A 15,070-nucleotide genomic window follows, 5' to 3' on the forward strand; every position below is an offset into this window, starting at 1 on the left:
ATTTGCTGATGAAGCGAGGCGATATCATCGCCCTGCTGATCGCGGTCAAGGCGCGCCAGGGCGGCGGTTCGCCCTTCCGTCAGGGTCGCGAGGACGACATGATGCGTGTCATCGCCGCGCGCCATCATGGGCGCCTGCCGCTCGACACGGTCGAGAGCATCTGGCGGGTGATCATCTCCACCTTCACCTTTGTCCAGTCGAATTACGCGGTCCACGCCGACATGTCGGAGGGCGACGCGGCCATGCGCGATTCGGCGCGGTTTCATTTCGGCTTCACGGTCCCCTTGCGCCCGCACCCCGGTCCCGCCTCGACGATTGCGGCGGTCGCCGCTTCCGGGCGCGCCGACGGCGGCGGCGATCTCGGCATGCTTCGCGCCAGCGCGCGGCCCGCGGATGGGGCCTGGTGGCGCGGTCTCACGCCCGAAAATGCGCCGAAAATCATCGCCCGGCTGCCCTTCGTCGAGCGGCCCGATCATCCCGCGGGGCTGCCGGTGTTCATCATTTCCAATCCGCTCGCCGAAGCCGCGGCGCGCGACGTGGCGCTGTTTTCGCTGGACTGGCGCGGCGGGCCCGCGCCCGACGACGGCGCGTTTCAGGCGACCGGCTGCGAGGCTCTGGCGCGGGCGCCGCTGGAAGACGGCGTTTGCCTGCTGGTGTCGGCGCCGGGCGACTGGAGCGCCGAAAAGCTCGCGGCGGGTTTGAGCCTGCCGGCGCAGGGCGGCGCGGCCTGGGTCGGCAGCCATGCCGAGCGGTTTGCGTTGAAGTGAGTTGGCTCAATACAGCGGCGCGAGACTGGCCGGCAGGCGCAGCGGCCCGAGAAAAACCTGACCCTTGGCGAGAACCAGCGGCAGCACGATGGCGTCGCGGTCTTCGGGTTGGGCCGCTGGTTTGCCGAGCAGCGCGCCGATAATATTTTGCGCCTGTGCGGCAAAGGCCGGAACGCCGAGTCGGGTCAACAACGGTCCGGCGCCCTTGGCGGCGAGCGTCAGGCGCCCCGACGGGCGATGCGCCTCGTCGAGGGCCAGCGTCCCGTCGATGCGAAGGGCGAGTTCGCCGGCCTGCCAGTCGAATTGTTCGATCGCCACCGCGCCGGCGTTCTGCCGCCAAAGGTCGAGTGCGGCGCGCCAGTCGGCGGCGGGGGCGGGCGCGGGAGAGATTTTGGCCTTGAGCGCGAAATGGCCAAGATCGCTCTTCTGGATCAGCGCTTGCAGCAGGGGCGAGGTCAGGCCTTCGCCAGCGAGATCGAAGCGCAGCGCGCCTTCCTCGCGCAAAGGCTGGAGTTGCGCCGACAGTTTTTGCAGGTTGAAGGCGACGCCGGCATCGTTGGACTCCGGGCGCCAGTCGAGCGCCGCGACATCGAGATTGGCCTTGTCGAGTTTTGCGCGCGACCAGGCGACGTCGAGCGTCAGCCCGTCATGGCGCAATTTCGCGAACACGCTCCCGTCGGGCTTTTGCAGGCTCACCGGGCTGGAAAGACTCATCGACAGATGGCCCGGAGAAAAAATGCTGGCTTCGCCGCGCGCCTGCTCGACCTTGGCGAGGACGTCGTTCTGCCCGATGCTCAGGGGCGCGGAAAAGCCGCCGCATTTGACCCGCAGGCGGAACGGAAAGCCGCCAATGTCGCTGGAGGCGCAGAAATCGGCGACCGAGGCGTCGCCGAAGGTCTTCTGGTCCATATAGGCGGCGAGCCGGTTCGCCGAATAGAGCCAGAACGGGCCAATGGCCAGACAGACCAGAAGGACGAGCCCGAGACCAAGGCGGCGCAGGAGGCGGGAATTGGGCAGAAAGGCCATGGCGCTCGCGCAATCGGGAGAATCTGGCGCAGCGGACGATCAAGTCCGCGAGGCTGGGTTGCTATAGCAGGTTCCCGGGAAATGAAAAATCGCCGCCGTCAGGGATTGCGCCGCGCCTGCGCCAAAACCAACGCCGCCCAAATTCAGGCGGCGCAGGCCAGATCGCGCAGCGCCGATTCCCGCGCCTCCGGCGATCCGGCCAGCAGATGGACATGCCATTCGTCGGCGCCCTCGCGGCGCGCTTGTTCCGTCCACAGCCGCAGGCCGTCACGCTCGGCCTCGGGGCCGGGCTGGAAGGCGAACAGGATTTTGGCGCCGTCCGCTTCCTGGCGCACGGCGGCGACGACGGAGCGCGCACAATCGAACACGGGCGGCGCGCCGATGGCGTAAACCGAGCAGATGTAGCGGCGCCCCGAAGCGCCCCGCCAGAAGCGCAGAAAATTTTCCATCCCCGTCTCGTCGAGGCAGGCGAGCGGCAGGCAACGGGCCGGAAGAGGCGAGGCAGGCGATGGAGCGGCTTCTTGCTGGCGGGCCATTTTCGTTCCTGACCAAAATGAAGGTAACAAGAACAAAAAAGAACAAAACGGGTATAAAGTCAAGCCGCGCCGGCTGCCGCAGCGTCGCTTTTTTCGAGATTGACGGCGAGGCTCGGGTCTTTCGCGAGGGCCTCGGCGATCAGCCGGCCGGTGGCCGTTTCGATCCGCTCCTGCAGAATGCCGGCAAATTCGGCGTTGGGCAGGCCGGCTTCGATCGGCGGCAAAAATTCGATTACCACGGTTCCGGGGCGGCGGATGAAGGTGCGGCGCGGCCAGAACAGGCCGGAATTAAGCGCTGCCGGCAGGCAGGGCGCGCCTGTCGCGGCATAGAGATGGGTGACGCCGCTCTTGTAGTGCGGCGGCGCGCCGGCCGCGCGGCGGGTGCCCTCTGGAAAGATGAAAATGGCGCGCCCCTCGGCGATGGCCGCGCCGGCCTGCTGGATCAAATCGCGCAGGGCGGCGGAGCGGCTGGCGCGGTCGATGGCGATCTGGTTCGAGCGGCTCAGATAGAGGCCAAACAGCGGAATTTGCGTCAGTTCGCGTTTGACGATGAAGGTGAAGTCGCGCATCTGCGTGAGAAGCGCGAAAGTCTCCCAGGCCGATTGATGCTTGGCGGCGATGATGAAGCCCCGGTCGCCGAGGCTCTGCAGATGTTCGTGGCCGCGGAATTCCACCTTGAGGCCGCAGATCTTGTCGAGCAGCCAGAGCGACGAGTGGGCCCAGACCCGCGCGACATCGAGAATGCGGGCGCGGCTGAACAGCATGGTCGGCAGACCGCCGATCATGATGACGGTCAGATTGACATAAAAGGCGATGTTGAACAGGAGCGAGCGCAGGATCAGCATGGCGTGCTTTTGCCGGATGTGGCGTCAAATGAAAAGCGAAAGGTCCGGCTTTGCCGTTTTTCGACGGGAAATGACGTTGGCGGCGCAAAACGTGTGCGGGCAAATTTCATTTGGGCCGGCGCGAGAAATCGCCAAGGCTGCGATAGACGATCTGGCGCGACATGAAGCCGGTGAGCAGCGCCACGCCGACCGACAAAGCGGCGATCGTCGCGATTCCGCCCCAGCCCAGCGCGAAGGAGCCGAACAGGGCTTCGGCCTGTTCGCCGGAGGCGCTGGTCGCCCAGCGCCGCGACAACAGCCGGAGCGCCACGAACAGTGCGATCGCCGCGCCGCCGCCGATGGCCCCGCCGCGCAGGCCGAGCGCCAGGAAATGCAACTGGAATTGCCGGGCGATGAAGCCGTCCGCCGCGCCGACATAATGCAGCGCCTCGATGATTTCGCGGTTTCCCGCCATGGCGCCGCGCGTGGCGAAGCCGACGGCGAGGCCCATCGCGGTCAGCACCAGCGCGAAAATGCCGATCGCCGCGCCGACCACCACCCGCGCCATGTCATCGAGCCGCTGCATCCAGGCGCCGTGATTGTCGAGAACGGCGTTGGGCAAGGCGGCGTCGAGCGTCGCGCGCAGCGCGATTTCGTCGAGGCGCCCATTGCCGTCGCGCCGCACCACGATCATGCGCGGCGCCGGCAACTGGCTCAAATCCAGCCCCGCGCCGAGCCAGGGGGTCAGAAGCTCCTCCGATTGCGCCCGCGAAAAGGCCCGCGCCTCCCCGACGCCGGGGAAGGAGGCGGCGATTTCCGCCGCTTTGGCAGCGTCGGCCTCGATGTCGCGGCCCGTACGCGGCATGACCTGGATGGTCATTTCCAGTCCCACCGCGCCGCGCCATTGCTGCGAGGCGTCGGTCAGGGCCAGGGCGAAACCGGCGGTCAGGGCCGCCAGAAAGGTCATGATGGCGATGACGATGGCCAGCGCCCGCCCGGCCACGCTTTCCGGCGGCACCAGCGGCGTGTCGCTCCACACGTCCTCGTTGTCTTCCGCCTGCGGCGGCGTGGATGCAGGCGAAGCGGTCGGCAAGGGGTCACTCATGCTGGTCGCTCATCTCGCGCTCAATCGTAAATATGCAGGCGGCCGTCGCCGAGCACCAGCCGCCGCGCGCCGTCGAACTGGTCCATCAAGGCGAGATCATGGGTGGCGATCACCACCGAAGTGCCGGATTTGTGCAATTCGAGGAACAGCCGCATCAGCCGGCGCGCCAGCGAGGGATCGACATTGCCGGTGGGTTCGTCGGCGACGAGCAGTTCCGGCCGCATGATCAGGGCGCGGGCGATGGCCGCGCGCTGTTTTTCGCCGCCCGACAGCACTGGCGGATAGACATGCATCCGCTCGCCCAGCCCCACCCAGTGCAGAAGCTCGGTCACTTCGGCGCGATAGTTCGCCTCGTCGCGCTCCTGCACCCGCAGCGGCAAGGCGACATTCTGATAGGTGGTGAGATGGTCGAGCAGGCGAAAATCCTGGAACACCACGCCGACCTTGCGGCGCAACGCGGTGATGGAATCCTTGTCGAGCTGGGCGGAATCCTCGCCAAACAGCGTAATCAGGCCGCGCGTCGGCGGCAGCGCCAGCAGGATCAGGCGCAACAGCGTGGTCTTGCCGGCGCCCGAAGGCCCGGTCAGGAACTGAAAGGTGCGAGGGCCGATGTCGAAACTGATGTCGCGCAGAATTTCCGCGCCCATCCCGTACCGCAAGCCGACATTTTCGAACCGAACCACGGAGAGGGCTCCTGCTGCGCGCGAATCACGCTTGTTAACCCGGTTTTAACCATAGCAGCACACCAATGAAACGCGTCAAATCCGGCGCCTGCGATTCTGGCATCCGGCGAATTTATGCACAATGGCTCCCTGCCTCGGCCCCGCGCCGAACATGATTCTCCCGCCGTGCGGCGCCGTCCCGGCGGCGTCGCCTGCGCGGCGCTCGCCCTTGTCGTCCTGTGGTCGCTGTTGATCGGCGCGCGGACGAAAATTCTGGCGCTGGCGCCGGTTCTCGCGCCGGCCTATGCGGCATTGGGACTGGAGGGCCATACGCGCCGCCTCAGGTTCGGCCCGCTGGTCTCCCGGCTGACCGAGGAGGACGGACGGCTGATCCTGGTGGTGGAGGGCGAAATCCGCAATTCCGGAGGAGAACCGCGCGAGGCGCCGCGGGTGAGACTGGCGGTGCTCGACGCCGCCGGTCAGGAAGTCTATCATTGGACCGCCGCTGCGCCGCAACCTCGGCTGGGGGCCTTTGAGACGGCGCCGTTTCGCGCGCGTCTCGCCGCGCCGCCGCCGCAGGGACGCGAGGTGCGGGCGCGTTTCGCCGGCGCCGCCGAGCGGGCGGGTAAGGGATCATGATGCAGCGAGAGCCGCAAATCCTGTTCGACGAGGCCGCGATCGCCGAGCGCGTCGACGCCATCGCCGGCGCCGTCGCGGCGGTCGCGCCCGACGACCTTCTGGCCGTGCCGATCATGATCGGGGCCTTCGTCTTCGCCGCCGATCTCTTGCGCGCCCTGCACCGGGCCGGGGTCGCGCCCGAAGTCGATTTCCTGCAAATCGGCAGCTATGGCGAAGGCGTCGCCTCTTCGGGCCGGGTCAAGCTGGCGCGCGACGTCACGGCGCGAACGCTTGGCCGCGACGTTTTGCTGATCGACGATATTCTCGAATCCGGCCGCACGCTTTCCTTCGCCAGAACCCTGTTGCTCGCGCGCGGCGCCCGTCGCGTGCTGATCGCGGTGGCGCTGGAAAAGCCGCATAAGAGGGAGGTCGAGGTCGCCGCCGATTTCATCGGCTTTACCTGCCCAAATCGGTTTATCGTCGGCTATGGCATGGATTACGCGGGACACTTCCGCGAGTTGCCGTTCATCGGCGCGCTCGACGGCATTTGAGGCGAGAAAGCAATAATTTTAAAACAGCGCGGGTTTTGGAGCGGCTGTGATATCAGCAACGCCTGCGCGCCCGATCGGGGAACCGCGCGGCGGAACGAACAGCCTCAAAAGTGGGGCCGCCTCCGCCGACAAGCTGTTTAATGGAGATGTTTCGTGCTGCATATCGATCTGCCGAGCCGGACCGAAATCGAACAACTGGCTCAACACAAACAGGCGCCGGCGGTCTCGATCTATCTGCGCACCACGCCGACGACGCAGGACGCGAAGGCCGACCGGATCGAACTCAAGAACCTGCTCAAGGAGGCGGTCGCGCAACTGGAGGCCGCCGGAACCGACAAGCGCGACATCTGGCCGATCCAGAGCGCGGTCGAAGAAATCATCGAGGACGACGATTTCTGGGCGGTCCAGGCCAATAGCCTCGCGATTTTCGCCACCAGGGATCGCGTGCGCAGCTTCCGCCTGCCCAACAAGCTGACCAACGCGGTCGAAGTCTCCGACCGCTTCCATTTGAAGCCGCTGCTGCGCTCCGTCGCCTTCCCGCATCACGCCTATGTTCTGGTCATCGGCATTGGCGCCGTCCGCCTGATCGAGGTTTCCGCCGATCTGCCGCCCCATGCGGTCGCCGTTCCCGGCCTGCCGCGCGATTTCAACGCCGCGCTCGGACGTCGCAGCCATATCGAAAAAGACGGGGGCATGCGCTCGGGCGAGCAAACCAGCGAAAGCGCGACGCTGACGCGCTATGCGCGCACGGTGGACCAGGCCTTGCGTCCGTTCCTCAAGGGCGAGAACGCCCCGCTGATTCTCGCCGCCGCCGAACCGCTGGCGTCGATTTTCCGCAATACCGCCAGCTATGGGCATCTCGCCGCGCAGGTCATTGCGGGCAACCACGCCGAAACCCCGGATCACGAGCTCGCCGCAGCGGCGCGCGGCGTGCTGGATGAAATCTACGCCGCGGAAATCGCGAGCCTCGGCGCGCTGTTCGCCGCCCGTCAGGCGCAGGGCCGCGCCACCAGCGATGTGGCGCAGGCGGCGCGCGCCGCCACCTTTGGCGCCGTGGACACCATTCTGGTTGACATGGACACGGTGATTTCGGGCCGCGTCAACGACGAAGACGGTTCGGTGACCATCGACGACAAGCCCGACGCGATCAATTACGGCGTGGTCGACGAAATCGCCCGGCGGGTGCTGCAATCGGGCGGGCGCGTGGTGGCGGCGCGCCGCGACGACATTCCGGGCAAGGCGGATCTTGCCGCCATCCTCCGCTATCCGATCTGAATTTTTGCGAAGAGCCCCGGAAAGAGCTGAAATCAGCTTTTTCCGGGCCGGCGCGTCAACCGGGGCAAATGGGAACGTGAGGCGCCGGCGGCGCCCCGCCTCTATGTCTCAGGCGCCCACGGTTTCCGCGAGTTCGACGAATTCCGGGATCTGGTCGAAATTCATGTAGCGGTAGACTTCTTCGGTCTTGCCCTTCAGGCTGCCGATCTCGGCCATATATTCCTCGAAGGTCGGGATCTTGCCGAGCAGCGCCGCAACGGACGCAAGTTCCGCCGAGGACAGGTAGACGCGGGTGTCGATGCCCAGACGATTGGGGAAGTTGCGGGTCGAGGTCGAAACGGCGGTCGCGCCCTTGCGGACCTGCGCCTGGTTGCCCATGCACAGCGAGCAGCCGGGCATTTCCATGCGGGCGCCTGATTTGCCGAGCGTCGCGTAATAGCCTTCCTCGGTCAGGATATGGGCGTCCATCTTGGTCGGCGGGGCGATCCACAGCCGGGTCGGGATGTCGGTCCGGCCCGCGAGAATTTTGCCGGCGGCGCGGAAATGGCCGATATTGGTCATGCACGAGCCGATGAACACCTCGTCGATCTTGTCGCCTGCGACTTCGGACAGCACCTTGACGTCGTCGGGATCGTTCGGACAGGCGAGGATCGGCTCCTTGACGTCGGCGAGATCGATCTCGAAAACGGCGGCATATTCGGCGTCGGCGTCGGGCTGCAACAGCACCGGATTGGCGATCCACGCCTGCATGGCGGCGATGCGGCGCTCGAGCGAGCGGCGATCCTGATAGCCATTGGCGATCATCCACTTCATCAGCACGATGTTCGAGCGCATATATTCGATGATCGGCTCCTTGTTCAGCCGCACCGTGCAGGCGGCGGCGGAACGCTCGGCCGAGGCGTCGGAAAGCTCGAAGGCCTGTTCCACCTTCAGGTCCGGCAGGCCCTCGATTTCGAGGATGCGGCCGCTGAAGACGTTCTTCTTGCCCTTTTTCTCGACCGTCAGCCGGCCCGCCTTGATCGCCGCCAGCGGAATGGCGTTGACGAGGTCGCGCAAGGTAATGCCCGGCTGCAATTCGCCCTTGAAGCGGACGAGCACGGATTCCGGCATGTCGAGCGGCATGACGCCGGTCGCCGCCGCGAAGGCGACGAGGCCCGAGCCGGCGGGAAACGAAATACCGATGGGGAAGCGGGTGTGGCTGTCGCCGCCGGTGCCGACCGTGTCGGGCAGCAGCAGGCGGTTGAGCCAGGAGTGGATCACCCCGTCGCCCGGACGCAGCGACACGCCGCCGCGATTGGAAATGAAGCCCGGCAATTCGCGGTGGGTCTGCACATCGACGAGTTTGGGATAGGCGGCGGTGTGGCAGAAGGACTGCATCACCAGATCGGCGGAGAAGCCGAGGCAGGCGAGGTCCTTGAGTTCGTCACGCGTCATCGGGCCGGTGGTGTCCTGCGAGCCGACCGTGGTCATCCGCGGTTCGCAATAATTGCCGGGGCGCACGCCCTTGCCCTCGGGCAGGCCGCAGGCGCGCCCCACCATCTTCTGGGCGAGGGTGAAGCCCTTGCCGGTGTCGGCGGGCACCGCCGGCAGGCGAAACAGGGTCGAGACCGGCAGGCCGAGCGATTCGCGGGCCTTGGCGGTGAGGCCGCGTCCGATGATCAGCGGAATGCGCCCGCCCGCCCGCACTTCGTCGAAGATCACCTCCGACTTGACGGCGAATTGCGCAATGACTTCGCCGTTCTTGAGCGCCTTGCCGTCATAGGGGCGCAGTTCGACGACGTCGCCGGTTTCCATTCTGGAGACGTCGAGTTCGATCGGCAGCGCGCCGGCGTCTTCCATGGTGTTGAAGAAGATCGGCGCGATCTTCGTTCCGAGGCAGACGCCGCCGAAGCGCTTGTTGGGGACATAGGGAATGTCCTCGCCGGTGAACCACAGCACCGAATTGGTGGCGGACTTGCGCGACGAGCCGGTGCCGACGACATCGCCGACATAGGCGACCGGCAGGCCCTTGGCGACCAGAGCCTCGATCTGCCGCACCGGGCCGCGCGCGCCCGGTTCGTCGGGGACGATGCCGGGACGGGCGTTCTTCAGCATGGCCAGCGCATGCAGCGGAATGTCGGGACGCGTCGAGGCGTCGGGTGCCGGCGACAGATCGTCGGTATTGGTCTCGCCATTGACCTTGAACACTGCGACGGTGAGCGAGGCCGGAACTTCCGGCCGTGAGGTGAACCATTCGCCGTCGGCCCAGGACCGGATGACGCTCTGGGCGTTGGATCTGGCGGGCTCCGCGCCCTTCGTGGCCAGTTCCTCGACGTCGTGGAAATAGTCGAACACCAGGAGGGTCTTCTTGAGCCCCTCCGCTGCGACCGCGCCGACTTCGGCGTCTCCCAAAAGGTCGATCAAGGGCTTGATGTTGAAGCCGCCGAGCATGGTGGCGAGAAGTTCAGTTGCGAGCTTGCGCGAGACGAGGGCGTTCTGCTCGACGCCCGAAGCCACGGCGTCGAGGAATCCCGCCTTGACGCGGGCGGCGTCATCGACGCCCGCCGGCACGCGATGGGTCAGCAATTCGACGAGAAAGGCGCCTTCGCCGGCGGGGGGATCGCGCAACAGGGCGACCAGCTCCTGGGTCTGCTTCGCCGACAGCGGCAGCGCGGGAATTCCAAGCGCGGCGCGCTCGGCGGCATGGGCGCGATAGGTTTCAAGCATCGGCATCAGGGACTCTTTCTTTACAAAGGTGGGCGGGCGCGGCCTCGTCGTCGCCGCGCCCGGAAAGAAACTGGGGACGCATAAACGACGCCCGAGCCCTTCGCGTCAATTGTCGTTGTTGCTAACAAGTCCGGCTTTGGGCCTTCGACGGTCGCCGCGGCCGATGCAATCCGCAGGCCGGGCGCGACGCGCATCGCGCGCCGGGGGGCCGGCCGCCGTTTCGCGACAAATGCGCGCGTTCGCCGTCATTTCGCCCGCAAACAATTGCATTTGGCGGCAAGCCCGCCTAATCAGGCGGCGCTGGCGCGAACCAATGGCTGAAGGTCGATGCTCAAATACGCCAATCCGACAAATTTTCTTGTCCTTGCGGGACGGTTGATTCCCTGGCTGGCCGGCGCGACCGCGCTGGCGCTGATTGTGGGCCTTGCCTTGACCTTCTTCGTCGCCCCGGACGATTACCAGCAGGGCGGTTCGGTCAAGATCATGTATATCCACGTCCCCGCCGCCTGGCTCGGCATGATGTCCTATATGGTGATGGCCTGCGCCGCGCTCGGCACTCTGGTCTGGCGCCATCCGCTCGCCGACGCCGCGCAGAAGGCCGCCGCCCCGCTCGGCGCCGCCTTCACCTTGCTCTGCCTCGTCACAGGCTCGCTGTGGGGCAAGCCGATGTGGGGAACCTGGTGGGTGTGGGACGCGCGCCTGACCTCCGTTCTGGTGCTGTTCCTGATCTATCTCGGCCTGATCGGCCTGTGGCGGACCATCGAGGAGCCGTCGCAGGCGGCGCGCGCCGCCGCGATTCTGACGCTGGTCGGCGTGGTCAATATTCCAATCATCAAATTCTCGGTCGATTGGTGGAACACTTTGCATCAGCCGGCCTCGGTCTTCCGGCTCGGCGGCCCGGCCATTTCGCCCTCGATGCTGTGGCCGCTGCTGGTGATGGCGCTGGCCTTCACGCTGTTGTTCTTCACCCTGCATCTGATGGAAGTGCGCAATGAAATATTGCGCCGCCGCCTGCGCCGCCTGAGCATTCTCGCGGCCAGCGCCGAAGAGCCGGAATTTTCGCCGGAGGCGGCGCAATGAAGGATTATTCTTTCTATATCGCCTTCGCCTATGGCTTCGCCGCCGTGGTGGTCGGTTTCCTGACGGTGAAAATCGCGCTCGATTACCGCGATCTGAAAAAACAGCTGGCGCGGTTCGACCAGGCGGAGAAGGACCGGTGAGCCCGCCCGCCGAGACCACAAGGCCGCCGCTGAACTGGCGGGCGGCGCTGCCGTTGATCGGCTTTCTGGCGCTGGCATTCCTGTTCGTGTTGCGGCTGCAATCGGGGGGCGGCTCCTCGGTCCTGCCTTCGCCGCTGATCGGCCAGCAAGCGCCCGCCTTCAACCTCCCGGCCATTCCCGGCGGCGACCGGCCCGGCCTTGCCGACGCCGACCTGCGCCAGGGTGGGACCACGGTGTTGAATTTCTTCGCCTCCTGGTGCGGGCCGTGCCGGGTTGAGCATCCGGCGCTGAAAAAACTCGCGGCCAACGAGGCGCTCAAGGCCATGGGCGTGCGCCTCGTCGGCGTCAACTACACGGACGAGCCGGCCAATGCGCTGAGCTATCTCGCCAGCGACGGCAATCCCTATGCGGCGATCGGCGCCGATCTCAATGGCCGCGTCGGCATCGAATGGGGCTCGACCGGCGTGCCGGAAACTTTCATCGTTCGCGGGGATGGAACCGTCGCCTTCAAATATACCGGGCCGATCACCGAACGGGCGCTCAAAGACATCGTCCTGCCGGAAATCGAAAAGACGCTCCGCTAGGTTCTTCGACGCCCGCCTTTCTCTGGATCGCCATGTCCCACGCATTCCAAGCAAAACCCCTGACCGCGAGCGCCTGCGGTCCGCTGCGCGGAAAGGTAAAACCGCCGGGCGACAAGAGCATTTCGCATCGCGCCTTCCTGCTCGGCCTGCTGACGGTCGGCGAGACCCGCGTCGAGGGGCTGCTCGAAGGCGAGGACGTGCTCCACACCGCTCGCGCCTGCACGGCGCTCGGCGCGAAAATCCAGCGCCTTGGCGAGGGCAGCTGGAGCATTTTCGGCGCCGGGATCGGGTCCTTGCTCGAACCGCGCGACGCGCTCGATTTCGGCAATGCCGGCACCGGCTCGCGGCTGACGATGGGCGTCGTCGGCGGCCATGGCGTCACCGCGCGTTTCGATGGCGACGCCTCCTTGCGCAAGCGCCCGATGCGCCGCATTCTCGATCCGCTGGTGCTGATGGGCGCGCAGGTGCTCGAACAGGCCGAGGGCGGGCGCTGCCCGATCCTGCTTCAGGGAACGCCCGAGCCGGCCCCGATCGAATACCGCACCCCCGTCGCCTCGGCGCAGATCAAGTCGGCGGTGCTGTTCGCCGGGCTCAATGCGCTCGGCCGCACCACGGTAATCGAAACCGAGGCCAGCCGCGACCATACCGAAAAAATGCTGACCTTTTTCGGCGCCGATTTGCACAGCGAGGCTTTTGGCGAGCATGGCCGGAAAATCACCCTCGAAGGCCGCCCGGAACTGCGCCCGCGCGCGATCAAGGTTCCGGTCGATCCCTCCTCCGCCGCCTTCTTGATCGCGGCGGCGCTGCTGGTCGAAGGCTCGGACATCGTCGTCGAGGGGGTGATGATGAATCCGCTGCGCACCGGCCTTTTGACCACTCTGCTTGAGATGGGCGCGCGAATCGAGGTACTGGAGCGGCGCGAGGAGGGCGGCGAGGAGGTTGCCGATCTGCGGGTTCGCGCCAGCGCCTTGACCGGGGTCGATGTGCCCGCCGCCCGCGCGCCGGCGATGATCGACGAATATCTGATTCTCGCCGTGGTCGCGGCTTTCGCAACCGGCGTGACCCGGATGAACGGCTTGCAGGAATTGCGGGTCAAGGAATCCGACCGCCTCGCGGCGACCGAAGCCGGCCTCCTCGCCAATGGCGTGCGCGCGCAGATCGAAGGCGACGACCTGATCGTCGAGGGCGGCGCGGGCGTTTGCGCGGGCGGCGGCTTGGTCGAGACCCATCTCGATCATCGCCTGGCGATGAGCTTTCTCGTCATGGGCCTCGCCTCGCAAAACCCGGTGACGGTCGATGACGAGACCATGATCGCCACTTCCTTCCCGACCTTCCGCCCCCTGATGGCGCAACTGGGCGCGGAATTTTCAGGATGATCATCGCCATCGACGGACCGGCGGCTTCCGGCAAGGGCACGCTCGCGCGCCGCCTCGCCGCGCATTTCAACCTGCCGCATCTCGACACCGGCCTGCTCTACCGGGCGACGGCGCGCGCCTTGCTCGACCAGGGCGCCAAGCTCGACGATGCGGAAAAGGCGGTTTCTTCGGCGCGCGGCCTCGCCCTGCTCGATTTCGACGAGGACCGCCTGCGCGGGCGCGAAATGGGCGAGGCGGCCTCGGTCGTCGCCGCCATCCGGGAAGTCCGCGCGGCCCTGATCGACATGCAGCGCGCCTTCGCTGCGCGGAAAAACGGCGCGGTGCTCGACGGACGCGACATCGGCACGGTGATCGCGCCGGACGCCGATGTGAAGATTTTCGTCACCGCCAGCCCCGAGGCCCGCGCCCAGCGCCGGGCGCTCGAACTGCGCGGACGCGGCGAAAAGGTCGATTACGCCGCCATTCTCGAAGACATCGTGAAACGCGACCGGCGCGATTCCGAGCGCGCCGACGCGCCGCTAAAGCCGGCGGCGGACGCCCATGTGCTCGACACCACCGATCTCAACGTCGAGGCGGCTTTTGCGGCGGCTCTGGCGATGGTCGAGGCGGCGCGGGTTTGACGCAAGGCGAGTTGCAGGGTTCCTAACCCGGATTGACAGCGGCCGTCCTGCCCGGCCTTGTGCCGGGCATCCACGCTGGGCCGGAACCGCTTCGTCAACGAATTGGTATGAACCATCTAACTCTTTAGGAAAGTTTCGCCCTGTTTGCCGGCGTGGATGGCCGTGACAAGCACGGCCATGACGCTCATGAGCATAAAAATTAACCTGAGTTGGCAGCCCGGTGGTGAGCTGAGCGGCAATGGCGCGCGGATGGGATTTCGTGTAGTTTGGCGGTGAGGAGTTCATATGAGCGACGGCCAGCCCGAAAATCTTGTGCTGCATCTGCTGCGCGAAATTCGCAGCGAAATGGCGACGAAAGGCGAACTCGCGGCGACGAAGGCCGACCTCGGGGAATTGCGCTCGGAGATGAAGTCACTGCGCGCGGACGTGGCCGCCGATCTCCACACGCTCGACGCCAAGATCGACGGAACGCGAAAAGACCTTTCGGAGCAGATCGTCGGCCTGCGCCGCGCGGTTATCGACTATCACTCCTCGGTCATCGGCCACGGAACTCTCATCGCCGATCTCGAAGCCCGCCTCAGGCGCGTGGAGCAAAGGCTCGGGCTGGAAAGCCATTGACCGGCGTCGATGGGGCTTATTGCGGCCGCGCTTGAACTCGTCCCGCCGGCGCGTGGCAGAACCTCCCGCTTTTTCCTTGTGATTGCCCGCCGGAATTGATATGTCCCCCCCTTACGCAGGTTCGCATTACGTCCCGGCGTGAAAAACCTGCTCCCGCCCGCCGGCCCGCGCCGGCCCGTCTGCCCAGACGGAGGCGCATCTTGAAAAAGATGCGCGCCAGCGGAACGGAGCTTTTGTCAACGCCAACCCAAGGTCCGGCGCCGCCCCTGACGGGGCATTTCAGGAGAACTTATGACGTCTGCCAATACCGCGGGTTTCAATCCGTCGCGCGATGATTTTGCCGCCCTGCTCGCCGAAACCTATGGCGATAGCGAAGCTTTCGAAGGTTCGGTCGTCAAGGGCCGCGTCGTCGCCATCGAAAAGGATGTCGCCGTCATCGATATCGGCCTCAAGACCGAAGGCCGCGTCCCGCTCAAGGAATTCACCGGCCATGGCCGCGATCCGGCCCCCGCCGTCGGCGACGAGGTCGAAGTCTATCTCGAACGCGTCGAAAACGCGCTCGGCGAAGCCGTCATCTCGCGC

At 66.1% G+C, this 15,070-nt stretch carries 17 protein-coding genes; 11 read left to right on the forward strand and 6 right to left on the reverse strand.

Annotated features, from left to right (window positions below; genetic code table 11):
• On the forward strand, positions 1–767 hold a 767-nt coding region (locus QZY01_RS14520; protein WP_294538211.1), incomplete at its 5' end, for a chorismate mutase.
• Positions 768–773: 6 nt separating this feature from the next.
• On the opposite strand, the gene QZY01_RS14525 is transcribed toward QZY01_RS14520, so the two are convergent.
• The 5 genes from QZY01_RS14525 to ftsE all read right to left on the reverse strand — a co-directional run bounded on the left by QZY01_RS14525 (position 774) and on the right by ftsE (position 4,941).
• Entirely contained in the window at positions 774–1,793 is a 1,020-nt protein-coding gene (locus QZY01_RS14525) for a DUF2125 domain-containing protein (protein WP_294538213.1), read from the reverse strand.
• A 143-nt stretch (positions 1,794–1,936) separates the two neighbouring features.
• Complete coding sequence (locus QZY01_RS14530; protein WP_294538215.1) at positions 1,937–2,329, reverse strand: hypothetical protein; 393 nt, start codon at positions 2,327–2,329, stop codon at positions 1,937–1,939.
• A 59-nt stretch (positions 2,330–2,388) separates the two neighbouring features.
• Positions 2,389–3,174, reverse strand: coding sequence for a lysophospholipid acyltransferase family protein (locus QZY01_RS14535; RefSeq protein WP_294538217.1), 786 nt, complete (start codon positions 3,172–3,174; stop codon positions 2,389–2,391).
• 106 nt (positions 3,175–3,280) lie between these two features.
• Positions 3,281–4,258 carry an ABC transporter permease gene (locus QZY01_RS14540; protein WP_294538219.1) on the reverse strand — a complete coding sequence of 326 codons (978 nt, stop codon included), beginning with the start codon at positions 4,256–4,258 and terminating at the stop codon, positions 3,281–3,283.
• 20 nt (positions 4,259–4,278) lie between these two features.
• The gene (ftsE, locus tag QZY01_RS14545; protein WP_294538222.1) at positions 4,279–4,941 is read right to left on the reverse strand and encodes a cell division ATP-binding protein FtsE; all 663 of its coding nucleotides are present in this window, start codon (positions 4,939–4,941) and stop codon (positions 4,279–4,281) included.
• A gap of 114 nt (positions 4,942–5,055) precedes the next feature.
• Here ftsE and QZY01_RS14550 point away from each other — a divergent pair, with 114 nt between their 5' ends.
• The 3 genes from QZY01_RS14550 (at position 5,056) to QZY01_RS14560 (ending at position 7,364) form a co-directional block, all read left to right on the forward strand.
• Positions 5,056–5,559 carry a DUF3426 domain-containing protein gene (locus tag QZY01_RS14550; RefSeq protein WP_294538224.1) on the forward strand — a complete coding sequence of 168 codons (504 nt, stop codon included), beginning with the start codon at positions 5,056–5,058 and terminating at the stop codon, positions 5,557–5,559.
• A complete protein-coding gene (locus tag QZY01_RS14555; RefSeq protein WP_294538234.1) occupies positions 5,559–6,089 on the forward strand; it encodes a phosphoribosyltransferase family protein in 531 nt (176 codons plus the stop codon). The genes QZY01_RS14550 and QZY01_RS14555 overlap by 1 nt, the downstream gene beginning before the upstream one ends.
• Positions 6,090–6,242: 153 nt before the next feature.
• Positions 6,243–7,364 carry a hypothetical protein gene (locus tag QZY01_RS14560; RefSeq protein WP_294538225.1) on the forward strand — a complete coding sequence of 374 codons (1,122 nt, stop codon included), beginning with the start codon at positions 6,243–6,245 and terminating at the stop codon, positions 7,362–7,364.
• A 108-nt stretch (positions 7,365–7,472) separates the two neighbouring features.
• Here QZY01_RS14560 and acnB read toward each other — a convergent pair whose 3' ends face one another.
• Positions 7,473–10,076 (reverse strand): bifunctional aconitate hydratase 2/2-methylisocitrate dehydratase, encoded by a 2,604-nt coding sequence (gene acnB / locus QZY01_RS14565; RefSeq protein WP_294538226.1) that lies wholly within the window; start codon positions 10,074–10,076, stop codon positions 7,473–7,475.
• Positions 10,077–10,397: 321 nt separating this feature from the next.
• Here acnB and QZY01_RS14570 point away from each other — a divergent pair, with 321 nt between their 5' ends.
• The 7 genes from QZY01_RS14570 to QZY01_RS14600 form a co-directional block, all read left to right on the forward strand.
• The gene (locus tag QZY01_RS14570; RefSeq protein WP_294538227.1) at positions 10,398–11,150 is read left to right on the forward strand and encodes a heme ABC transporter permease; all 753 of its coding nucleotides are present in this window, start codon (positions 10,398–10,400) and stop codon (positions 11,148–11,150) included.
• Complete coding sequence (gene ccmD, locus QZY01_RS14575; protein ID WP_294538228.1) at positions 11,147–11,290, forward strand: heme exporter protein CcmD; 144 nt, start codon at positions 11,147–11,149, stop codon at positions 11,288–11,290. The genes QZY01_RS14570 and ccmD overlap by 4 nt, the downstream gene beginning before the upstream one ends.
• Positions 11,287–11,874: a DsbE family thiol:disulfide interchange protein gene (locus QZY01_RS14580; protein WP_294538229.1), complete on the forward strand. Its 588-nt coding sequence runs from the start codon at positions 11,287–11,289 to the stop codon at positions 11,872–11,874. The genes ccmD and QZY01_RS14580 overlap by 4 nt, the downstream gene beginning before the upstream one ends.
• 32 nt (positions 11,875–11,906) lie before the next feature.
• Entirely contained in the window at positions 11,907–13,250 is a 1,344-nt protein-coding gene (gene aroA, locus QZY01_RS14585; RefSeq protein ID WP_294538230.1) for a 3-phosphoshikimate 1-carboxyvinyltransferase, read from the forward strand.
• Complete coding sequence (cmk, locus tag QZY01_RS14590) at positions 13,247–13,870, forward strand: (d)CMP kinase (RefSeq protein WP_294538231.1); 624 nt, start codon at positions 13,247–13,249, stop codon at positions 13,868–13,870. The genes aroA and cmk overlap by 4 nt, the downstream gene beginning before the upstream one ends.
• A gap of 285 nt (positions 13,871–14,155) precedes the next feature.
• Positions 14,156–14,488, forward strand: coding sequence for a hypothetical protein (locus QZY01_RS14595; RefSeq protein ID WP_294538232.1), 333 nt, complete (start codon positions 14,156–14,158; stop codon positions 14,486–14,488).
• A gap of 291 nt (positions 14,489–14,779) precedes the next feature.
• Positions 14,780–15,070 (forward strand): S1 RNA-binding domain-containing protein (locus tag QZY01_RS14600; RefSeq protein WP_294538233.1); only part of this gene is annotated, 291 nt, incomplete at its 3' end.

The sequence above is a fragment of the uncultured Rhodoblastus sp. genome, assembly GCF_903903185.1.
GTDB lineage: Bacteria > Pseudomonadota > Alphaproteobacteria > Rhizobiales > Beijerinckiaceae > Rhodoblastus.